We start from the raw sequence: 21,406 nt of genomic DNA on the forward strand, positions 1-21,406 counted from the left end.
CTCGTCGCTTTGCCCCCCTTAACCAAGAAGCATGCCAGAATTAATATACTGAATTTATTGACTATTATCTGACTTTAAAAATAAATGCGTTGCGGAGTGCAACGCTTGGAGCCGCAAGGGAGGCGTAGAGCGCGTTGCGCATCACAACAGGCGTTGCAAAACGCCACAGAGGCACTTCGGGTGGTTGCGCCCAGGCTTGGAAAACACGTACGAGGGGAGAAATCACAGAGGTGAACATGATCTTCTTCCAGAAGCGCACCGAGGGAAAAGCCCCCCCGTCGCCCAGCAGCGACCTGGACGTTCTGACTGAACGCGCCAAGAGCCCGGATCTGCCGCCCCACGCCAGGGAGGCCGCCCTGCGCGAGCTGGACCGGCTCTCCAAGACCGACCCGTCCGTGGCCGAGTACTCCGTGGGCATCGGGTATCTGGATTTCCTGCTGGGCCTGCCCTGGAGCGCGGCCACCCAGGATCGGCTCGACCTGGCCAGCGCGGGGGAGGTCCTGTCCGGGCGGCACTTCGGGCTGGGGCAGGTGAAGGAGCGGGTGCTGGAGTATCTGGCCTCACGCGCGCTTCGGGCCTCGTCCGACTTCCACATCCTGGTGGTGGACGACGAGGACATCGCCCGCACCAACCTGGAGTACGTCCTGAAGAAGGAGGGCTACCGGGTGCGCGGCGCGTGCAACGGGCTGGAGGCCCTGGAAGAGGTGCGGCGCTGGGAGTTCGACCTGATCGTCACCGACCTCAAGATGGACAAGATGGACGGCATGCAGCTTTTGGAAGAGGCCCGCAAGCTCTCGCCGTCCACCCAGGTGATGATGGTCACGGGATTCGCCACCGTGGACACCGCCGTGCAGGCCATGCGCCAGGGCGCGGTGTACTATCTGGCCAAGCCCGTGAACCTGGACGAGCTGCGCGCCACCGTGGCCCAGTTGGCGCGCGGCAAGGCCGCGCCTACGGTGTTTCGAAGCCCGGTGCTGTGCTTCACCGGCCCTCCCGGAACGGGCAAGACCTCCGTGGGACAGGCCATCGCCGAGGCCCTGGGGCGCAAATTCCACCGCATGTCCCTGGCAGGGCTGCGGGACGAGGCCGAGCTTCGCGGCCACCGGCGCACCTATGTAGGCGCGCTGCCGGGCCGGGTGCTCCAGTCCGTGCATCGCCTGGGCGTGCGAAACCCGGTGTTCATGCTGGACGAGATGGACAAGATCGGCAAGGACTTCCGGGGCGACCCGGCAGCCGTGTTCCTGGAGATGCTGGACCCGGAGCAGAACAGCCAGTTCGTGGACAACTACCTGGAGGTCCCCTTCGATCTCTCCCAGGTGCTGTTCATCGCCACGGTCAACGACGTGCGCGAGCTGTCCGGCCCGCTGCTGGACCGCCTGGAGGTCGTCCCCTTCCAGGGGTACACGGCAGCCGAGAAGGTGCAGATCGCGCTCAGGCATCTGCTGCCGCGCCAACTGCGCGAGCACGGCCTGACCCACCCCTACCCGGACTTCACGCCGCCAGCGGTGAACGCCGTGGTGGACGGCTACACCCGCGAGGCCGGGGTGCGGAACCTGGACCGCGAGCTTGGCCGGGCCTGCCGCAAGCTCGCCAAACTTCGCCTGGAGGGCGAGCAGCCGCCGTCACCAATTACGGTCGACGAGGCGCTGGTTCCTGCGCTTCTTGGGCCGCGCCGCTTTGTGCGCGAAGCCGCCGGGGGCGAGCCGCGCGTTGGCGTGGCTACGGGCTTGGTCTACGCGGACCACGGTGGGGAGATCATCTTCGTGGAGGCTATCCGCATGAAGGGGACCGGCAACATCACCATGACCGGTTCACTGGGGGAGGTGTTGTGCGAGTCGGGCAAGACCGCGCTCAGCCTGGTGCGCTCGCGTGCGGCGGAGCTTGGCATCGACCCCGACGCGTTCATGCTGGAGGACCTGCACGTACACATCCCGGCAGGGTCCATCCCCAAAGAAGGAAGCTCTGCCGGGCTGACCTTGGCCATGGCCTTGGCTTCGCTCTATACGGGAAAGGCGCTGCGGCGCGACGTGGCCATGACCGGGGAGATCACGCTGACCGGGCAGGTGCTGCCTGTGGGAGGAATTCGGGAAAAAATACTGGCTGCGGCGCGCGCCGGAGCCAGGAGAGTGATCCTGCCGGACGGCAACAGGCCGGAGGTGCAGGCCATGTCGGGCGACGAGACCGCCGGGGTCGAAGTGGTGTTCGTGAAAACGATGTTCGAGGCGCTGGGGCTGGTGGTGGCGTGATTATCTGGAGGTTCTGAAGTGCTAAGGCATTATCCTGTGATTCTTCATACAGAGGACGGCGTGAGCTGCGGCGTGACTGTGCCGGATTTCCCCGGCTGTTTCACGTCCGGCGAGACACTGGAGGAGGCGCTTTCAAACGTCCAAGGGGCGGTGGAGGCGTATCTGTTAATTCCCGGAGGGAGGGCGTCACCTCCCTCCGATCGGGCGGCATTATGTGAACATGTTAATAGAGCAGGTTCCTGCAAGTTTTAAATACTGCTCCGCGTTCATGATCTCAACGCCCTCGATCAGTTCGTCTTCCGGTATTTTCATCATATCCAGCGTCATCTTGCAGGCATAAATATTTACGCCTTCAAGTTGCGCCATCTCAAAAATCTCTTCGAGACTCGGGATGTTCGCATCCTCAATTTGTTTTTCCATCATGCTGGTGGCGATGTTCGACATGCCTGGAATTGCTCCCAGGAATCCTGGCGGGTGGAATTTGAGTTTGGACATGTACCCCTTGCGGACTACGTTTATGCCCATAAATGTGTAGAATAGAGAAACATCATGGCCGAGCCGTCGTGCGTTAAGCGCCAACACGAGGGATGGGTATGCTCCGTCCAAAGTACCTTTTGAACATATGAATGTGTAGCGCTGTTTGTCTTCATTCACGGTTTCCATGTGACCTTCTCCTCTCGGCAAGAGTACTGGTTGGAGGTTATATCCCACCCTCGTATGCCGTTTGCAGGAAATGAAGTCAAACAACAGCTGCCAGTCTACTCCCCATCCTCATGCAGTTTCAGTTTGCGTCACAGCGGCACCCGGTCAAATCCAGGAATCCCGGTACCTTTTCCCTTATGGCAGGCCTGCGATCCCATGCCGCCTCCATGCCAGTCGCGCCCCGGCGCCCCACCCCTCACTTACTGATATTTCAGGCTGGTCTTGGCCTTGCGCCGTTGCTCTTTGCTGGCAAAATTCTTGATGGTGGTCTCCATCTGGCAGCACTTCATTTTGTAGTTGCTGTTCTCTTTCTTCAGGTGGACCATGATTTTGTGCAGCTTGTTGATGTCCACCGGTGCGCTTTCCGTCGCATTTTTCAGCAAGAGCTCCAGTTTTGTATTTTTGCGCTGGAGTTCCTCATTTTCTATCATCTTCGTGTCGGCGTATCGTCTCAGATGCAGAAGCTCGAACTTCATCTGCTTGAATGCGATGATCAGCCGCTGAATCTTAGTTGAGTCACCAGTTATCAGCTCGTATGTCTTCAGCTTATGCTTCAGACCGTCATTTTCGTTCTCGAGCGCCTGATTTATCCCTTTCACGACGAGCACTTCATCTTCAAGCTTCAGCACCTGGGCTCGCTTGATCGCTAGTTCGCTTTGCTGACCCACCAATTTCTGCTTGTAGACTCCGATGGCTGACTTGGCCTTGTCGGTGATCGACTGAACATACGACTTGAGCGATGCGTAGATGTTGCCGCCAAACAAATTCATAGGAACGGTCCTCAAGAGCTATTCGACCGGAAATGCTTCGAATCGTGCTCACCCTTGCCGGGGGATGATGTTGCAGGTTGATGCCATGAGCGCCGTAACCGCAGGGTGCGCCCCTCACTCACCCAATCCATACCTCTTCAGCTTGCGCCACAGCGACACCCGATCAATCCCCAGAATCTCGGCGGCCTTGGTCTTGTTGCCGCCCTCGTGCGCCAGCACGGCCTCGATGTGCCTGCGTTCCAGCTCATCAAGAGTAATCAGCTCCGGCCCCTCATGCTTCACGAGGGCCGGAGCATCGCCGCGTAGGTCCAGGGGCAGGTCGCCCGGTACGATAAGCTCCCCCTTGGCCATGATCACGGCCCGCTGCACGATGTTCTCAAGCTCCCGGATGTTGCCGGGATAATCGTAAGCCATCAGGTGCCGCACCGCCTCCGAGGACACCCCGGACACGGTCTTGCCCATGGCGGGCGCGTACTTGGCTATGAAGTACCCGGCCAGCAGCGGGATGTCCTGCCTGCGCTCGCTGAGCGGCGGCACGCGAAGCGTGATCACGTTCAGGCGGTAGTACAGGTCGGCCCGGAAAAGCCCCAGGTCCACCTCGGCCTTCAGGTCCTTGTTTGTGGCGGCCAGGATGCGCGCCGACACTGGAATCTCCTGCGTGCCGCCCACCCGGAAGAACAGCCGCTCCTGCAGCACGCGCAGCAGGCGCACCTGCATGGACAACGACATCTCCCCGATTTCGTCCAGGAAGAGCGTGCCTTCCCCGGCCACTTCCAGGAGTCCCTTCTTCTGGGTGGATGCGCCCGAGAACGCGCCCTTTTCGTGGCCGAACAGCTCGTTGGCCAGGAGGTCCTCGTTGAAGGCTCCGCAGTTGATGGCCAGGAAGCGGTTGTCCTTTCGCAGGCTCGACTGGTGAATGGCACGCGCCACCAGCTCCTTGCCGGTTCCGGTTTCGCCAAGGATGAGCACGGTGGAGTCGGTGGGCGCGATGTGGTGGATGTTGTCGCGCAGCGCCTGGATGGCCGGGCTCTCGCCGATGATGAGCGGCCCGCAGGCCAGCCCGGCAACCTGGCGCGACAGCCGGGCCACCTCCTGGCGAAGTCGCCGCTTGTCCATGGCCTCGGCCACGGTGGCGCGCACCTCTGCCAGCCCGTAGGGCTTGGTCAGGTAGTGGCAGGCCCCCAAGCGCATGGCCTCCACGGCGGTGGACACCGTGGCGTGCCCGGTCATGACCACGACTTCGGTGTCTGGCCAGAGGCGCTTGGATTCCGCCAGCACCCCGAGCCCGTCCAGGCCGGTCATGCGAAGATCGGTGAGCACAAGGTCGAACTCGCGCGAGCCCAGCAGTTCGATGGCCTCCTCGCCGCTGGAGGCCGTGGCCGTGGCGTAGCCCTCGCGGCCCAGGATGTGGGCGAGGTTGTCCACGGCGATGGACTCGTCGTCCACGATGAGGACGGTGCCGCCTCTCACGTGAGCCTCTCGGAGGAGACGGGCAGAGGCATGCGGATTACGAAGCGCGCGCCTTTGCCGTCGGTCTTCTCAGCCGCGATGGAGCCGTTGTGCTTTTCGATGATGCCGAACACGATGGACAAGCCGAGCCCGGTCCCCTTGCCCACCTCCTTGGTGGTGTAGAAGGGATCGAACACCTTGCCCAGGGCCTCCTCGGGGATGCCCATGCCCGTGTCCTCCACGACGATCACGGCTGTGCCGGAATCGACGTCAGACTCGGCGGATACGGTGATCGCGCCGGGGATTTCCTCGATGCCCTGGGCCGCGTTCAGCAGCAGGTTGATGAACACCTCCTGCATGCGGGCCGCGTCCAGCTCCAGCACCAGTCCGGCAGGGATGGAGTGGGTCAGGGTTATCCCGGCGGGAATCTGGCTGGACACCAGCCGGAAGGCCTTGGTCACCACGTCCTCCAGGGAAACGGGCTTCAGGCTGAAGTCCTTGGCGCGGGAGAACTCCAGAAGCCCCTTCACGATGTCCCGGGCGCGCAGCACTTCCTGCTGGATGTTGCCGAGCATGCGGTCGGAAAAGGCCGGGTCGCACTCTTTGTGCTCCTCGATGAGGATCTGGCAGGAGGTGGAGATGTTGTTCAGGGGGTTGTTCAGCTGGTGTGCTATGCCCGAGGTGAGCACGCCAAGCGAGGAGAGCTTCTTCTCCTGGATCAGCTGGTCCTGGCGGCGCTCCAGTTCGCGGGTCATGCGGTTGAAGGCCTCCAGCACGCGCCGGGTCTCGTCGTTGGCGCGGGGGACCTCCAAGGTCTTGAAGTTGCCCTGGCCGATCTCCGAGGTGGCCTTGGTGATGGTGCCAAGCGCCCGCAGGATTTTTCGGGCCAGCAGCAGGGCCAGCACGATGCCGGATGCGGCGATGAACACGCCTGAGATGAGCAGTTGGCGCTTGAGGTTTGCCACCAATAGGAGCGTGCGTTCGCGTTCGGTGTTCTTGAGGTCCAGGGACAGGTCCACCATGTCCTTGCCTGCCTGACGCAGGTCCTCGCGGTCCTGGGCGGCAGCCGAGTCCGACACGGTCAGGCGCAAGCTGCGACTTTTGGCTTGGTACGTGTCCAGCACCGGGGTGAGCCTGGCGATGGTCCTGCGGGCATGGGTGTCGCGCGCGGCGAGCGCCATGGCGGACAGGGTGACGCGGGCCTGGTCGATGTAGCGCTGCGACTCGTCAAAGTCCTCGGTGTGGCCGTAGAGCAGATAGTTCTTCTCATAGCGGCGCACTTCCAGGATGGTGTTGGAAAGATCGTCCGCCGCCTCCATCAGCGTGAGGGTGCCTTCCAGCCGAATCAGATAGTTGAAGGAGACTACGCCCACCACGGTGAAGATGAGCACCGGAATAATCACGCCCGCCACCACCTTCTGACGGATGGTCAGGTGCGGCAGGCGTGAGAGAAGAGAGGCGGTTTGCTTCATGGGGTGTCTTGCGGCCTAACAATGTCGGAATGCGTCATATGGCAACGGACCTCAGGATAGACCCCGGAAAGTGATTTGTCATCATTCAAGAGATCAAGTCGGAGACCATGTTGCCCTTACACCCCCATCAAACAAAGGAAATCCACAGCAGATGAGGGTGCGTCGGGCGGTTGTCAGCCGGACTTTGCTCATGGGGGGCTCTGATACGAAAATCTGGGTGGGCTGGCCAATGCTTTCCAAGGGAGAGAGTATTCGGCTGGACGTCTCCAAGGTCGGGCCAAGGGAGGCTGTCCGGCCCCACTTCTTCAGTCGGTTGTGACCAGGGTGGAAAAACCATCACTTTGTCCACAGGAGCATCCACGAGGTGTCAACTCGGTGGCCACAAGAGTCCACTCTGTCCACATGCCCGACATATGGCTAGGCAGGTCAGTGTGTCCGCAAGGTTGTCCGCAAGGTGTCCGCCTTACCCGATTATTAGTGACACTAATATTTCCTTGCCAGGGTCGATGCCCAGTTCCGCCAGCTTCTCGGGCTCGCGCTTGAAAACGCTGCAGGCGATGACCTCGGTGTCCTTCTGGGGGAGAGGCTCCCGGCAGTGGAGGACGTTGTGGCCCATGGTGAGCTTGATGACGGTGTCGATGTCGTTTCCTTCACTGGCCCATTTGCCCGCCCACCGGGTAAGCTCGTCGTTGCGCTCTCCGCTCTCGATGGCCCTCTCGTCCAGAGGACCACGCTGAATACCCCCGATATGCTGTGGTAGATCGACCTTAAACGCATCCTGACCCGTCTTGGCATACCCGACGATAGGTTTGACCTATAGGGAGCTATTTTTAAGACTTAAACACTGGATAAGTCGTGTTTTCCGATCGAGGCGGCGAGGGGTTGAGAACGGGGGGCTGCTGGCAACCTAGGCGGCCACTCACTTCCGACTCTTGGGGCCGGTGAACGACATGGGAAAGTGGGGCTGGAGTTCCGCGCTGATCAAGGCCGGGGCCGAGGTTTAGTCCGGACATAAAAAGGGCCAGGAGTCGAGGGGGAAAGACACGCTTGGTTCCATCACGCCGGGGAAAGATTCACAGGCAACGTCCGAGCACGGAGACGGCCAACATTAGAAAAGCCGGCCCCCTACTACGGAATCCGGCTTTTCATTAGGGGATGTCCTAGCCAACTAGCTTGATGCCCTTTGTTTAACCCATATTTTCAGTTGGTTGAGGAGCTCTCTGTGGTCTCCAGTATTGAACCGCCATTCGCATTCCTTGAGGAACAAGAAAAAGCTGTACCTGGGGATGCCGTTGAACCGTCTTATATATGTTAGGCCATTCCCCGAAGGACAGAAGCTTCTCTTTCCCGCCATATCGATACTTCAGCCGCCAGAGCTTGCCGCCCGAGGGGATTATCAAAAGATGCAAGCCGCCGCCGTCCGTGAGCTTCAACGGTTTGGCTTGAGGCTTGGCGTTTCTGATTTGGACGTCAGTAAGGGGAAGAGTATGCCGTGGCATCGGGTTGCCTCGTAGGGGTATTTTTACGCCATCTGGCCCGTAGGGGTATCATCATCTCGTCAGAACCCCCAAAAACCAGGACGCCACAAAACGTACCCCTAAAAGTACCCCTAAAACGGCGGATGTAAACGGACCAAAAAAGATGAAGCCGGACTGTTTCCAGCCCGGCTTCTGTGATTTTCCAGGAGTTTAAGGCTTTGTATGGCCTTCCCTGGACTAACGGATGGTGCCGAAGGGGGGACTCGAACCCCCATGGGCTTTCGCCCGCCACCCCCTCAAGATGGTGTGTCTACCAGTTCCACCACTTCGGCAAATATCGTCAAAGGTCTTACTGCTTCTGTTCAGCCGGGGTCTTCTGTTCCTCGAAGAGGTTCTGCCCAGGCTTCTTGTTCTCGGCGGGAGCGGCCTTCTGCTCGATGGGAGCGCCTTCCATTACGGAAGTATCAGGCTTTGCACCCCTGCCGGTGTAGGAGTTGTACGCCAGGGAGGTGATCAGGAAAACCGCGCCGAACACGGCGGTCAGCTTCACCAGAAGTCCCCCTGCACCGGAGCTGCCGAAAACCGACCCGCTGCCGCCGCCGAAGATCACTCCCATGCCTTCCTTGCCGGACTGAAGAAGAACCAGCACGACGAGCATGACACAGGCGATGATATGAATCGTAGCGATAAGAGTGTCCAACACTGTCTCCGATACTTTGTACGAGCGCCGGTTTTAAGCCGTGACAATCTTTGAAAAGCTGTCCGCGCTCAGGGATGAGCCTCCTACCAAGACACCGTCGACATTGTCAAGCAACAAAATTTCAGAAGCGTTCTCCGGCTTCACGGAACCGCCGTAGAGAATGCGCATCTGCTGGGCTGCCTGACCGAATTTCTCCAACAATATGGAGCGCACCAGGGCGTGCGCGGCGAGAATCTCCTTGGGCCCTGCGGTAAGTCCGGTTCCGATGGCCCAGACGGGCTCGTAGGCCACGGTCAGGCGCTCGGGGGCCACATCCAGGGGAACCTCGGCCAGACCGAGTTCCATCTGGCGGCGCACCACTTCATCGAGCCTGCCTTCCTTGCGCTCGTCGATGGTCTCTCCCACGCACAGAATCATGCCCAGGCCGCGTTCCAATCCGCAAACGACCTTCTTGCCCACGAACTCGTCAGACTCGCCCAGGATGTGCCTGCGCTCCGAATGCCCGGCCAGCGCATACGTGCACCCCATGTCCGTGAGCATATCCGGGGCGATCTCGCCCGTGAAGGCTCCCTGCATGGAGGGGAAGAAGTTCTGGCCGCCCAGGGCGAAGCCAGGAACCTTCTTGATGGCCTTGCGCACGCTGCGCAGGGCCGTGAACGGCGGAACGATCAGCACCTCGCGGTCCTCGGGCAGAACGCCCTTCATGGCCTTCACCAGGGCTTCGGCGGTGTCGCGCGCTTCAGAGTGAAGCTTGTACATCTTCCAGTTGGCGGCCATCAGTTTTTTCATTTTCCGCACTCCCTCAGGGCTTTGAATGCCGGCAGTTCCTTGCCTTCCATGAATTCCAGGGACGCGCCGCCCCCGGTGGAGATGAAGCTCATCTTGTCGGAGAGGCCCGAGGCATGAACGGCCGCGTCGGTGTCGCCGCCGCCTATCACGGTCACGGCGTCGAGCCCGGCGAGGATCTTGGCCACGCCCATGGTTCCGGCAGCGAAGTGCGGGTTCTCGAATGCGCCCATGGGACCATTCCAGACCACGGTCTTGGCCGCAGCAAGGGACTTGCCGAACAGTTGCACGGAGGCGGGACCGATGTCCAGGGCCATGGCGTCCTTGGGGATGGCCTTGGCGTCCACGGTGGCGCTGGCGGTCATCTCGTTCAGAGGCTTGCCCGCATCCAGGCTCACCACGAAATCAACAGGCAGGGCGATGCGTACGCCCTTTTGTGCGGCTATTTCAATGATGCGCCGGGCTTCGTCCAGGAGGTCGTCCTCCACCAGGGACTTGCCCACTTCCAGGCCTTGGGCCTTCAGGAAGGTGTTGGCCATGGCTCCGCCGATGATCAATTCGTCCACTTTGCCCAGCAGATGCTCCAGCACCGCGAGCTTGGAGGACACCTTGGCCCCGCCCGTCACGGCCACGTAAGGGCGCACGGGGTTCTCCAGGGCCTTGCCCAGGAACTCCCACTCGCGCTTGAGCAGGAGCCCGCCGCAGCAGGCCGCCATCTCGGCAGGCAGGCCCGACACCGAGGCGTGCGGGCGGTGGGCCGTGCCGAAGGCGTCGTTGACATAGACCTCGCCCATCTTGGACAGGGCTTTGGCAAACTCCGGGTCGCCCTTGGACTCGCCCGGATGGAAGCGCAGGTTCTCAAGCAGGAGCACTTCGCCGGGCTTGAGCGCGGCGGCCATGGCTTCGACCTCGGGGCCTATGCAGTCCGGGGCGAAGGCCACAGGGCGGCCCAGCAGCTCGGAGAGGCGCTTGGCGGCGGGGGCCAGGCTGAATTTGGGGTCGGGCGCGCCCTTGGCCTTGCCCAGGTGCGAACACAGCACCAGCGACGCTCCCTTGGAGAGCGCAAGCTCGAGGGTGGGCAGGCTGGCGGCGATGCGGGTGTCGTCGGTGATCTCGCTGCCGTTCATGGGGACGTTGTAATCCACGCGGATGACAAGGCGCTTGCCAGTGATATCCATCTCGTCCAAAAAACGCATGGGCATGGAACGCTCCTTTCCCAGGATCATTTGGTGAATAAAACACGCGGACGCCTCACGGCGTCTGGCCATGGGAGCAACCGGCGCACCGTGGCGCGGCGCGCGCAAGTCAGATAGATTCCGGTGTCGCCGGTCCGCCGCAAGCGAAGACCGGAACGGGAGGCGGCGTTCAGTCCGTCCGGGAGGGGGCCGTTTCCAGGTCCAGGCGCATGATGATGGCGTCTTCCCGGTTATCCGGGTAATAGCGCCTGCGCACGCCCACTTCCTCGAAGCCGAAAGCCGTGTACAGGCCCTGGGCAGGGATATTGGACCGCCGCACTTCCAAATACCCGCGTTTTATGCCCATCTTGCGACAAAGATGCAAGACGTGGGAGAGCATGCGCTGGCCGTGGCCCTGACGACGCCAGGAGGGATGCACAGCGATATTGAGGATTTCCATCTCCCAGGCGGCGGCGAACAGCGTCAGATATCCGACGAGTTCCTGGCCCTCGCGGATGCCGAACAGGTGGAAGGGCTCGTTGCCGATCACGGTCTCGTATTGTTTTGCGGACCAGGGAACGGAGAAGCACAGGCGCTCCAGGGCCACCAGGGCCGGGATATCGCTTTTGCCCAGTTCCACGGGCATGCCCGCCGCGACGGGCATGCATTGTTTGGCCTCGGCCCAGCCTGAAACGCGCGGCATATCCTGCTCCGATGTGTCGCCGACGGGGGCGGCTTCTGGATTTTCTGGCAGGCTGGTCATAGCAAGAAGGAAACCATGTTCATAATTTCAAGGTGTTGTTTGTGAGTCAGGAAAAAAACGCTCCGTCTGCGGACGCGCAACCGGTGGAGATCGTGGACGACAGGGGACGCCTGCTGGCCGTGGTATCCGCCGGAGAGGCCCATCGTCAATCGCTGCCGCACCGCTCGGTGCTGGTGCTGTTCGTGGACCGCGAGCAGAAAATCCTCCTGGCCAAGCGCCCCAAGGATGCCCCCGTGTTCCCCTCCCGCTGGGACCTGCCCGCGCGCGGGCATCTTCAGCCGGGCGAGGCCCACTTCGACGCGGCCCGGCGTCTGGCGGACTCGCTCTTTCCTGCACAGGGCGGCCTGCCCGCCTTCCAGGCGCGCCTGTCCCCAACCGAGCGGTCGGACTTCGAGGCCCTGGCGGTGTACCGCTATCCCGTGGGGTTCCACAATGATCCGTCAGAGCGCAACATTTTGGCCGTCAGCCACGAGGAACTGGCCGTGCTGGCGGCCGACTTCCGGGAACTGCTCACCCCTTCGGTGGTGCAGGCCTTCGAGGCCGGGATTCTGTTCGCCTGAATGGGCGCGGCGGTCGCCTGCCGCTGGAGAAGCTCCGTCGGCTGGCTGGACCCAGTTCGTTTGGTCGAGCACGATGGTGCGGGCGGAGAACAATCAGGGGAATGGCTGAACCCTGTTCATTTGGTAGAGCGCTGTGGTTTCGGGCGGGGGAGAAGCCTCCGGCGGCCAAAGGGCTGCGCCCTTTGGAATCCCGTATAGGTGCAGCGGTTCTTGCCTGACGTGTAGAGAAGCGCCCCTTATGGGGGCGCGGCAATAACTAGATCGGCCCCAGGAGCCCGGCTGTGGCGTCGTGCAGAAGGCCGTTGGAGGCCAGGATGGAGCGCGAGCGCAGGTGATAGGGCGCAGCCGGATCGTACTGCGTCACGCGGCCCCCGGCCTCAGTGACCAGCAGCCACCCCGCCGCCGTGTCCCAGGGCTTGAGCCCGATCTCGTAGAAGGCGTCGAACCGCCCCGCCGCAGTATAGGCCAGATCCACCGAGGCCGCGCCGGGCCTGCGCACACCCTGTGTGCTGGCCAGCATGTTCTCAAGGTCGGCCATGAGGCTGCGCATGTCCTCGCGCACGGTGTAGGGAAAGCCCGTGGCCACGAGGGATTCTTCAAGAGAATCAATGGCGGAAACGGCAATGGGCTTGCCGTTCAGGAAGGCCCCGCCACCCAGCACCGCATGGAACATCTCGCCCATCACGGGCACGTTCACGAACCCCAGGACGCTTCGCCCGCCGCTCCACAAGGCCACGGACGTAGCCACGAAGGGCACGCGGTGCGCGAAGTTGGTGGTGCCGTCCACAGGGTCGATGATCCAGGTGAGATCGCCCGGATCGAGCGTTTCGGCTGATTCCTCGGCCAGGAACGTGGAGCCCGGCAGCACGCGCGACAGACTCTCCTTGAGGGCGGCCTCCACGGCCAGGTCCGTCTCGGTGACCAGATCGATGCGGCCCTTGCGGGTCACCTGGCTGGGCCTGTCCCAGTGGTCGCGGATGATGTCCCCGGCGCTGGCCACAGCCTTGAGGGCCTCGGCGGCCAGTCCGGCCAAGTCATTGGTGTTCAGACGCATGGCTAGTTTATGAAAACCTGCTGGTAGCTGTTCCGGTACTCGATGGTCTTGCCGGTACCGCGCACCACGGTGGTCAGCGGGTCGTCGTCCAGCATGACGTGCAGCTGGGTTTCCTCGGCGATGAGCTTGTCCAGCCCGCGCAAGAGCGACCCGCCGCCAGCCAGCAGCAGGCCGCGCGAGGCGATGTCCGCCACCAGTTCGGGAGGAGTCTTTTCCAGCGCCTTGCGCACGGCTCCCACGATGATGGCCACGGGGTCCTTGATGGCCTCGCGGATATGGGCGTCGGTCACTTCCACATGGCCCGGCGTGCCGGTGACCATATTCTTGCCCGCCACTTCCAGGGTCAGGGTCTCTTTCAGGGGCACGGCGCTGCCGACCTTGATCTTGATCTGTTCGGCCATGTTCTCGCCGATGAGCAGCTGGAACTGGTCCTGCATGTAGCGCTGGATGGCCTCGTTCAGTTCGTCGCCCGCCACGCGCACGCTCTCGGCGTAAGCCACGGCGGAAAGCGAGATGACGGCCACCTCGGTGGTGCCGCCGCCGATGTCCACCACCATGTTGCCCACGGGCTCCTCGATGGGAAGGCCCGCTCCGATGGCCGCCGCCATGGGCTCTTCAACCAGGCGGACCTCGCGGGCTCCGGCCTGCTGGGCGCTCTCGATCACGGCGCGCTTCTCCACCTGGGTGATGCCGGTGGGCACGCAGATGACGATCTTGGGCTTCACCAGCCTGAAGCCGGTGATGACCTTGCGGATGAAGAACGCGATCATTTCCTTGGTGATCTCGAAATCGGCGATGACGCCGTCCTTCATGGGGCGGATGGCCCGGATGCGCTCGGGGGTGCGCCCCAGGAATTCCTTGGCCTCCTTGCCCACGGCCACCAGCTGGCCCGTGCGGGTCTCGATGGCCACCACCGAGGGTTCGTTCAGCACGATGCCCTCGCCCGGCGTGTACAGCAGGGTGTTCGCGGTGCCCAGGTCCATGGCCAGGTCCTTGCCCAGAAAGCGGAAGAGTCTGTCGAATATCATGTGCGCGGCCCGTTTTGATTTAAGGTTGGTTCTTGTCAAAACCGCTTTTGTCTACGAGCAGGCCGCAAAAAAGTCTATGCTTTGCGTTTGGCCAGCCGGGATTTCAGATGCAGGTTTTCCAAGAACAAGGCCAGCTGGTCCGCCACGGTGCGGGCGAAGTCCTTGTGGATGTCGTAGAGCACGTCCTGGTCCTGGCTGGCAAGCACCAGCACCGCCCGGGTCCGCTTGGAGAAATGGACCGGCTGGCAGATGACGGTCTTGAACACCGGAGAGCTGGCCTGCGCGCCGAACAGCCTGAGCGCGGTGGTGTCTCCGTCAACGGAATAGACCGGGGCGTCGTTCTTGAACACCCAGCCGATCATACCGCCGCCCAGAGGGAAGCTGCCGGGGCTCGACTGGTTGGGCGAGAAGAGCACCTGGCTTGCGCCCTCCACGGTGAACACGCAGGCCGAATCGTCGCGAACGGCCAGGAAGCAGTGGCCAAAGGCCATGGACCGCGACACATGCCCCAGAAGCTCCGAGAGATAGGCGTTCCACTTGGGATGCTGGCGGGGCAGCAGCGAAGTGACGCGCAGGCATTGGCAGAGCCGTGTCTCCAGGTGGCCTTCGGCCAGGGAGTCGCGCTCGCAATACAGCGCGGACACCAGCCGCGCGAACTCGCCCAGGATCTTCTGGTCCTTGTCCGCGAAGCTGTGCACCTTCTTGGAATCCAGGCACAGGACACCGGCCACGCCGTCCAGGGGAACGCCCAGGAAGGCCCGTATCTCGTCCTCGGCCCTGCCGGAATAATATCCCAGCACGCCGCGTTTCTGGTCGAAGTTGCTGATAAGAAGCGGCTTTTTCTCGCGGACTATCCACCCGGCCAGCCCCTGGCCCGGAGCCAGCGTCATGCCCTGACGCACGTCGTCGCCCAGGCTGAAGGACGCGGCGAGGCGGCAGCCGTCGCCGTTTGGCGCAGGCAGGAACAAAACGGCCGAATAGCTGTCGAAGACGTTGCAGACCAGCTGTAGGACCCTGTCGAACACGTCGGGACGGGTCATGTCATCCGTTGCGGCAGGAGATGAAATAGGCGACGGAACGGTCGTAGCTCTTCTCCTGCTCGGGCGTGAAATAGCAGGCGGGCAACTGGTCTTTGGCGCAGTGATGGCTCACGCACTGGCAGCAGTTGCCGTGCCGCGAACAGCCGGGATAGGTGCAGGGGCAGTCTCCCGCTCCTGAGGATTGGCGGGCGCAGGCTTCGCTCATTGTTCTCGGCTCCGTTATGGCCCTGTTGCGTCGGGTTTTCCTACCTTGACAGAACAGGGGAAATGCTCTTTTGATAGAGGACTTTGGGGACGGGAACCTCGGACAGAAAAGTGCTGTCCTGACCACCGTTTTTCCCTATTAGCCCAAACAACCCCGTTTGGAAAGCAGCCAGGGATGGATCCAAGGCCCTCCCGGCGCACCAAGCCTCAAGCATCCGGAGCCGGTCCACATGTCTTTCACCTGGGAACAAGCCTTCAGCAAAGCCGCCGGACCTCGCGGTCTGGCCGCTCGGGCTCGGGCGGTGAAGGACGGCGGCCTGCCCGCCCTCAAGGAATTCCTGGATCTCGCGCACATCAAGTACGCCCTGCTCCAGCCCTACTTCGAGACAGCCAATTACCCCGTGGTGGAAAACCGCGAGCTGCTCCCGTCGTTCGAGATGGACCTGTTCGAGCACAAGGAACTGCCGGGCTTCTCCATGGTGGTGCTTCCGCGCAGGCTCTCGTACTTCCAGGAGATCTTCCAGTACGACATCCTGCACTCCCCCGAGGACGTCTCCATAACGGACCGCAAGGCCAACCCGACGCTGACCGAGCGCATCCGCCAGGCCAACCTGAACTCCCTGACGCTGCGCATCCCCAAGCACAGCCAGGACCAGCTCCGCCAGCGTTTCTCCGCCACGGACATCACCGCCCTGGCCAACTATCCGGAGCTGCTCGGCACACTTTTGCACATGGAGCGCGCCCACGTGCTGTCGCTCAACTCGCGCGGCAAGTTCCACCTGTCCGGGGTGTACAGCTCGTTCCCGTCCTACCTGGACACCGAACTCAAGCAGTTCGGCCTGCGCATCGGCAAGTTCAGCGCTGGCGACGACCAGAAGTACGAGAAGAACCGCCTCTTCGTGTACCAGTTCCTCATGGAGCTCTACGGCTTCCCCATAGTCAGCGAGCGGCGCACCTCGGCGGCCATGTTCGGACGCCGTCTGTTCCGCTCCGGCGAGCATTTCATGGTGCGCGTTCTGGGCCAATCCGACCGCACCATCACCAGCATCTTCTCGCACCCAGACGCCAAGCACTATCCCCGCGTGGAGAAGCTGGCCCTGGTGAGCGTGCACGAACACTTCAAGGACACAGTGAAGCTCCTCACCGAGGGCGGCTACTTCGTGGACCCGGCCAGGCGCGTGGTGATCCTTCGCGTGGGCTACCTCCAGCACAAGTACGACCCGGACAACGTCCGCCAGGACCGCGCCCTCTCCGTGGTGCGCCAGGAGGTCATCCACCCCCTCACCGGCAAGGCGCTCTCGGGCTTGAACATCATCAAGGACTCCTACTCCATGTTCCTGCGCTTGAACGACATCGTGCGCGGGGAGTTCCATGGCCGCATCGTGTTCAAGCGCCACGAGATCGTGCAGGGCACCGAGACCGACGACAAGCGCCTCAAGTTCCTGCACAGCTGGCTCACCAAGCACCAACGCAGGATCATCAGCTATTCCGAAGACTTCTACGCCAACGTGGTCAAGGTGCTGGACAGCTACCTGCTCTCGCCCGACAACTACGAGCGTTTCACGCCCATGCGCGGCCTGCACCAGGAAGTATGGAGCAAATACAGCTACATACAGCAGGCCCGCAAGGTGAAGACCCTGGAAGACCTGTTGAACCGCCAGCAGAAGGGCAAGAAGCTCTCCTATCTGTCCATGCTCGCAAGCTTCACGGAGATCGTCTCCGACCTGAAGTTCGAGATGGTCAACTATTTCGAGGAGCTGGTGGAACGCGTCATCAAGATGACCGAGACTATCCTCCAGGACCGCTACCTGCACAAGAATTTCGTGGGCCGCAAAGACGAGGAACTCTCCGAATACGGCCTCGCGCTCAAGAAGATGTACGGCAGGCTCGTCTCGCTCTTCGACGAGTTCACCCGCATCCGCAAGCTGCGCAGCGAGCAGCCCAGGCCCCAACCGCCCGCCACACTCTAATCAGACGGAGACGATTCGTGGAAAAGCTCCTCATCACGCCCCTCAACGCCTGGCACAAGGCCCACGGGGCCAAAATGGTTCCTTTCGCGGGCTGGGAAATGCCCGTCCAATATTCCGGCATCCTGGCCGAGCACCAGCACTGCCGCACCAAGGCCTGCATCTTCGACATCTGCCACATGGGTGAGTTCAGCCTGAAAGGCCCCGGTTCCAAGGACGCGCTGGCCAAAGCCGTCACCCAGAATCTGGAGACCCTGGCCCCCGGCAAGTGCCGCTACGGCTTCCTGCTCAACCCCGCTGGCGGAGTAATGGACGACCTGATCGTCTACCGCGTGGCCGAGGACGAGTTCATGCTGGTGGTCAACGGCGCGTGCGTCGAGACCGACTTCGCAGCCATCAAGAGCCGCCTGCCCGAAGCCCTCTCTTTCACCGACATCTCCGAGCAGACCGCCAAGATCGACCTGCAAGGCCCCAAGTCCTTCGAGGTTCTCACCCGCGCCCTGCCCGGCGACTGGACCAAGCTCGGCTACTTCAGCTTCGTCAAAGCCGCCTTCGAGGGCGTGGACATCATCGTCAGCCGCACCGGCTACACCGGCGAGCTGGGCTACGAGTTCTACCTCCCGGCGGACAAGGCCCAGGCCCTGTGGGAGAAGCTGGCCGCCGACCCCGAAGTGATCCCCGCCGGGCTCGGCGCGCGCGACACCCTGCGCCTGGAGATGGGCTACCCCCTCTACGGCCAGGACCTGGACACCGAGCACACCCCCACCGAGGCCGGATACGCCGGGATGCTCACCTCCGCAGCCGACTACGTGGGCAAGGCCCATGTGGCCGACGTGCGCGAGAAGCTGGTGGCCCTCTCCATCGAAGGCCGCCGCAGCGCCCGCCATTACGACAAGGTCTGCCTGCCCGGCGGCGAAGAGGTCGGCATGGTCACCAGTGGATCGTTCTCACCCACGCTGGGTCACAGCGTCGCGCTGGCCTACGTGAAGGCCGACGCCGCCGACGCCGCCGAGTTCGTGGTCAAGGCCGCCAAGGTGGACCTGCCCGCCAGGAAGGTCGACCTGCCCTTCTACGCTGGCGGCACGGCGCGTACCAAGCTGTCGTAAGAGAAGAGAGAGAAGAAAAGAGCTGGGCTCCGCCCAGACCCGCCAGGGGGATGATCCCCCTGGACCCTCAGTGGGCTTCGCGTGGGTGCGCGCAGGCTCTGACATTCTCGAGAAACGCAGGCGTGCTCTTGCTTGGGCCGCCTGAGTGCCTGGACCTTCTGGCAGGGGGTGGGGGTTGTAACGGACGCGCCATGCGCGGCGGGCGACGAATCGTCTTCCAATCGGTTCGAGCCCGCCGCGCATGGCGTGAACGTGGCAGCCCCCATCCCCTGCCCAAACGACACCCTGCCGCGCTAGACCGCGAAGCCCAGTAAAAGTTTTTGAAGGAGAGTCCAGAGAGGACAACTTTTCAGGAAGAAAAGTTGGACGCTGCGAAGCAGCGCCCGAAGGGCGAGGGCCAGGACGGCCCGAGTCAATCTTTATTCCAAAAAGTTTCCTCTCTGGCCGCCGGAGGCATCTCTTCCCCCTCCCCTGCCCCTCGGAGACACCCCATATGGCACGACTCGACTCTTTCTATCTTCCGCCCCAGTCCTGGCACGCCCCGTTCCGGCTGGAGGGCGACGAGGCCCGCCATCTCTCAAAGGTCCTGCGCCTGGGGCCGGGGGCTGTCGTGCGCTGCTTCGACGGCCAGGGGCGCGAGGGCCTGTTCACCGTGGAGTCGGCCAAAGGCGGCGTGACGCTTCGCCTGGACTCGGAGACCATCCACGAGCCACCGGCCAGCGAGACCTGGCTGGCGCTTGGCTGGAACAAGTCCACGCGGCGCGGCTGGCTGCTGGAGAAGGCCGTGGAGCTTGGCGCGGCGGGCATCCTGTTCTGGGAGGCCTCCCGCAGCCAGGGAGGCATGCCCGGCGTCCCCAAGGAGACCTGGCAGGCGCAGCTGGTGGCGGGGGCCAAGCAATGCGGCAACCCGTGGCTGCCGGTGATCGAGATGGTCTCGGGTGGAGCGGCGGGCGTCATTGCCCGCTGCGCGGATTTCGAACAGCGCTGGCTTTTGTGGGAATCGCGTGACGTGAAGCGGTCGCTGACCGCCAGAGACTTGACCCCAACGGGGCGGCGTGTTTTTGTCGTCGGCCCGGAAGGCGGGCTGACCGATTCCGAGGCCGGATTGTTCCAAAACGCTGGCTATCCTGCGGCTACCCTGGGGTCCAGGCCCCTGCGCTGGGAAACTGCCGCGCTCCTGTGCCTGGGCTTGGCCTGGCTTGGAGCCGATACCAACTGAACCGGGTGGAGTTGTATGAAAGCCTGGATTCTCGCTGCTGAAGCCTTCACGACATACGGCCTTGTGCTGTGGTCGCACTCTCTTCGCCACAAATACGGGCTGGCTTTTTTCTATTCGCTCATCGGCTGCCTCACGGCCATCATGTCCTGGGTCACGGACGCGGGAGTAGCCGTAAAACTTGGAGAAACCACGTTCCTGGTGGGCTCCACGGTCTTCTATACGTCGCTGTTGCTGGGCGTGTTCGTGGTGTACGTGTTCGATGGCCCGCGCGCCACGCGGGTGGCCATACTGACCATCGTGGGCGTCTCGGCCCTGGTGCCGCTGGTCTCGGTGGTGCTGCACCTCCAGATGCACCTCTCCAGCACCACCCCACTGTCCTATGTGCCCATACCGAGCCTGCGCATAAACATCGCCTCGGTGCTCACCACGCTTGCAGACCTCCTGTTCCTGGCAATCTCCTGGGAGTACCTGCACGGCAGGCTGCGCAGCGTGCCGCTGCTCGCAAAGGCGTTCCTGACGTTTCTCGGGGTCATGTGGCTGGACGTTGTGCTGTTCAACACCGGCGCGTTCCTGGGCCAGCCCGACTACCTTTCCATCATGAGCGGCACCCTGCTGAGCCGCCTGATCATCACGGCCTTCGCCGCGCCGATCCTCTGGGGATACCTGAGCTGGCAGCGCAGCATAAAAGGCGTGGACATGCCCCACCGCCCGGTATTCGCCATCCTGCAGGAGCTCTCCGAGCTGCGGGTGGAGCTTCAGACCGCCCAGGAGGAAATCCAGCGGCGCAAGGTGGCCGAGGCGCTGCTCCAACGAAGCGAACAGCGCTACCGCCAACTGGTGCTGAACGCCAGCGAGCCCATAGCCGTCGTGAAAAACGGCCTGTATCTGCTGCACAACGCGCAGTTCCTGGAGCTGACCGGCCTGAACGAAACCGATATCCAGGCCGCAAGTTTCTCAGACTTCGTGCATCCCGCTGACCGCGACACCGTGGACCGCATGTTGGACGAGGCCGGGCGAGAGAACGGCGTACCCCACTCGCTGGAGTTTCGGGGTGTTACCGCCGAAGGGGGCGTCATCGACATCCAGGCCAACGTGGTGGGCATCGACTGGGACGGAGCCGGAGCAATCCTGGCCTTCCTGCACGACAACACCGCGCGGCTCTGCGTGGAGCGCAGGCTCATCGCCGAGGCCAACAGCGACGAACTGACCCGCGTGCTCAACCGCCGTGGCTTCACCGAACGCTTCGAGGCTCTGGCCGAGCACATGCACCGCCAGGGGCGCGACTGCTGCATGCTGTACCTGGATGTGGACCAGTTCAAGGAGATCAACGACACCCACGGCCATCTGGCGGGCGACATGGTCCTGCAGTCCGTGGCGACGGCCATCCGCTCCCACGTGCGCGAGGGTGACGTCATCGGGCGGATGGGCGGCGACGAGTTCGCCGTGCTGCTGGCGGGCGCTGACAACGCGGAGGCCGAGGCCGTGTCCCGGCGCATTCTGCAAAGCGTCGCCGCCACGTGCGAAACCATCACCGGCATCCACACGCTGGCCACAGTGAGCATCGGCATCGCGCACGCCCCGTACGGCGAACCCCTGTCTCCGCTTGACCTGCTGCACAGGGCGGACAAGGCCCTCTTGGATGCCAAACGCCAGGGGAAGAACCAGATCCGGTCCGCCTGAAACGCCG

General features: G+C 62.7%; 20 protein-coding genes, 1 tRNA gene and 2 pseudogenes. 7 read left to right on the top strand and 16 right to left on the bottom strand.

What is annotated here, in order from left to right; genetic code table 11:
• Positions 1-236 precede the first annotated feature (236 nt).
• Both G453_RS0108925 and G453_RS27135 read left to right on the top strand, forming a co-directional pair.
• Positions 237-2,246, top strand: coding sequence for a S16 family serine protease (locus tag G453_RS0108925; RefSeq protein WP_027190783.1), 2,010 nt, complete (start codon positions 237-239; stop codon positions 2,244-2,246).
• Between the two features lie 36 nt (positions 2,247-2,282).
• Positions 2,283-2,498, top strand: a complete 216-nt coding sequence (locus G453_RS27135; RefSeq protein ID WP_268870774.1) for a type II toxin-antitoxin system HicB family antitoxin — start codon at positions 2,283-2,285, stop codon at positions 2,496-2,498.
• On the opposite strand, the gene G453_RS0108935 is transcribed toward G453_RS27135, so the two are convergent.
• From G453_RS0108935 to rimI, 12 genes and pseudogenes are all read right to left on the bottom strand, one after another.
• Complete coding sequence (locus tag G453_RS0108935) at positions 2,457-2,909, bottom strand: DsrE/DsrF/DrsH-like family protein (protein WP_027190784.1); 453 nt, start codon at positions 2,907-2,909, stop codon at positions 2,457-2,459. The genes G453_RS27135 and G453_RS0108935 overlap by 42 nt on opposite strands.
• A gap of 239 nt (positions 2,910-3,148) precedes the next feature.
• Positions 3,149-3,718, bottom strand: a complete 570-nt coding sequence (locus G453_RS0108940) for a hypothetical protein (RefSeq protein WP_027190785.1) — start codon at positions 3,716-3,718, stop codon at positions 3,149-3,151.
• Between the two features lie 114 nt (positions 3,719-3,832).
• Positions 3,833-5,188, bottom strand: a complete 1,356-nt coding sequence (locus tag G453_RS0108945) for a sigma-54-dependent transcriptional regulator (protein WP_027190786.1) — start codon at positions 5,186-5,188, stop codon at positions 3,833-3,835.
• Positions 5,185-6,639, bottom strand: a complete 1,455-nt coding sequence (locus G453_RS0108950; protein WP_043645234.1) for a sensor histidine kinase — start codon at positions 6,637-6,639, stop codon at positions 5,185-5,187. Before G453_RS0108950 ends, G453_RS0108945 begins: the two co-directional genes overlap by 4 nt.
• 463 nt (positions 6,640-7,102) lie before the next feature.
• Positions 7,103-7,444, bottom strand: a complete 342-nt coding sequence (locus tag G453_RS27140; protein ID WP_084502202.1) for a primase C-terminal domain-containing protein — start codon at positions 7,442-7,444, stop codon at positions 7,103-7,105.
• A gap of 363 nt (positions 7,445-7,807) precedes the next feature.
• Positions 7,808-7,948, bottom strand: a pseudogene (locus tag G453_RS27880) (IS1595 family transposase); the annotation flags it as partial.
• A gap of 58 nt (positions 7,949-8,006) precedes the next feature.
• Positions 8,007-8,138, bottom strand: a pseudogene (locus G453_RS27885) (Arm DNA-binding domain-containing protein); the annotation flags it as partial.
• 224 nt (positions 8,139-8,362) lie between these two features.
• Positions 8,363-8,449, bottom strand: a tRNA-Leu gene (locus G453_RS0108970).
• Positions 8,450-8,466: 17 nt separating this feature from the next.
• Positions 8,467-8,817, bottom strand: coding sequence for a preprotein translocase subunit SecG (gene secG / locus G453_RS0108975; protein WP_027190789.1), 351 nt, complete (start codon positions 8,815-8,817; stop codon positions 8,467-8,469).
• A gap of 33 nt (positions 8,818-8,850) precedes the next feature.
• The gene (gene tpiA, locus G453_RS0108980) at positions 8,851-9,606 is read right to left on the bottom strand and encodes a triose-phosphate isomerase (protein WP_027190790.1); all 756 of its coding nucleotides are present in this window, start codon (positions 9,604-9,606) and stop codon (positions 8,851-8,853) included.
• Positions 9,603-10,805, bottom strand: coding sequence for a phosphoglycerate kinase (locus G453_RS0108985; RefSeq protein WP_043645307.1), 1,203 nt, complete (start codon positions 10,803-10,805; stop codon positions 9,603-9,605). The genes tpiA and G453_RS0108985 overlap by 4 nt, the downstream gene beginning before the upstream one ends.
• A 163-nt stretch (positions 10,806-10,968) precedes the next feature.
• Complete coding sequence (gene rimI, locus G453_RS0108990) at positions 10,969-11,481, bottom strand: ribosomal protein S18-alanine N-acetyltransferase (protein WP_043645236.1); 513 nt, start codon at positions 11,479-11,481, stop codon at positions 10,969-10,971.
• A 101-nt stretch (positions 11,482-11,582) separates the two neighbouring features.
• On the opposite strand from rimI, the gene G453_RS0108995 reads away from it, so the two are divergent.
• The gene (locus tag G453_RS0108995) at positions 11,583-12,101 is read left to right on the top strand and encodes an NUDIX domain-containing protein (protein WP_169725310.1); all 519 of its coding nucleotides are present in this window, start codon (positions 11,583-11,585) and stop codon (positions 12,099-12,101) included.
• Between the two features lie 256 nt (positions 12,102-12,357).
• On the opposite strand, the gene G453_RS0109000 is transcribed toward G453_RS0108995, so the two are convergent.
• The 4 genes from G453_RS0109000 to G453_RS23165 all read right to left on the bottom strand — a co-directional run bounded on the left by G453_RS0109000 (position 12,358) and on the right by G453_RS23165 (position 15,428).
• Positions 12,358-13,155, bottom strand: a complete 798-nt coding sequence (locus tag G453_RS0109000) for an inositol monophosphatase family protein (RefSeq protein ID WP_084502206.1) — start codon at positions 13,153-13,155, stop codon at positions 12,358-12,360.
• Between the two features lie 2 nt (positions 13,156-13,157).
• Complete coding sequence (mreB, locus tag G453_RS0109005; protein ID WP_027190795.1) at positions 13,158-14,183, bottom strand: rod shape-determining protein; 1,026 nt, start codon at positions 14,181-14,183, stop codon at positions 13,158-13,160.
• 74 nt (positions 14,184-14,257) lie between these two features.
• On the bottom strand, positions 14,258-15,223 hold the full coding sequence (locus G453_RS0109010; RefSeq protein WP_027190796.1) for a GAF domain-containing protein: 966 nt from the start codon (positions 15,221-15,223) through the stop codon (positions 14,258-14,260).
• 1 nt (position 15,224) lies between these two features.
• Complete coding sequence (locus G453_RS23165; protein ID WP_043645239.1) at positions 15,225-15,428, bottom strand: hypothetical protein; 204 nt, start codon at positions 15,426-15,428, stop codon at positions 15,225-15,227.
• Between the two features lie 229 nt (positions 15,429-15,657).
• Here G453_RS23165 and G453_RS0109020 point away from each other — a divergent pair, with 229 nt between their 5' ends.
• The 4 genes from G453_RS0109020 to G453_RS26205 all read left to right on the top strand — a co-directional run bounded on the left by G453_RS0109020 (position 15,658) and on the right by G453_RS26205 (position 21,399).
• Positions 15,658-17,397, top strand: coding sequence for a hypothetical protein (locus G453_RS0109020; RefSeq protein ID WP_027190797.1), 1,740 nt, complete (start codon positions 15,658-15,660; stop codon positions 17,395-17,397).
• A 17-nt stretch (positions 17,398-17,414) separates the two neighbouring features.
• Complete coding sequence (gene gcvT / locus G453_RS0109025) at positions 17,415-18,500, top strand: glycine cleavage system aminomethyltransferase GcvT (RefSeq protein ID WP_027190798.1); 1,086 nt, start codon at positions 17,415-17,417, stop codon at positions 18,498-18,500.
• A 493-nt stretch (positions 18,501-18,993) separates the two neighbouring features.
• Positions 18,994-19,719, top strand: coding sequence for a 16S rRNA (uracil(1498)-N(3))-methyltransferase (locus tag G453_RS0109030; RefSeq protein WP_027190799.1), 726 nt, complete (start codon positions 18,994-18,996; stop codon positions 19,717-19,719).
• A 15-nt stretch (positions 19,720-19,734) separates the two neighbouring features.
• On the top strand, positions 19,735-21,399 hold the full coding sequence (locus tag G453_RS26205; RefSeq protein ID WP_051272130.1) for a sensor domain-containing diguanylate cyclase: 1,665 nt from the start codon (positions 19,735-19,737) through the stop codon (positions 21,397-21,399).
• Positions 21,400-21,406 lie beyond the last annotated feature (7 nt).

The organism is Fundidesulfovibrio putealis DSM 16056 (assembly GCF_000429325.1).
GTDB classification, from domain to species: Bacteria; Desulfobacterota; Desulfovibrionia; order Desulfovibrionales; family Desulfovibrionaceae; genus Fundidesulfovibrio; species Fundidesulfovibrio putealis.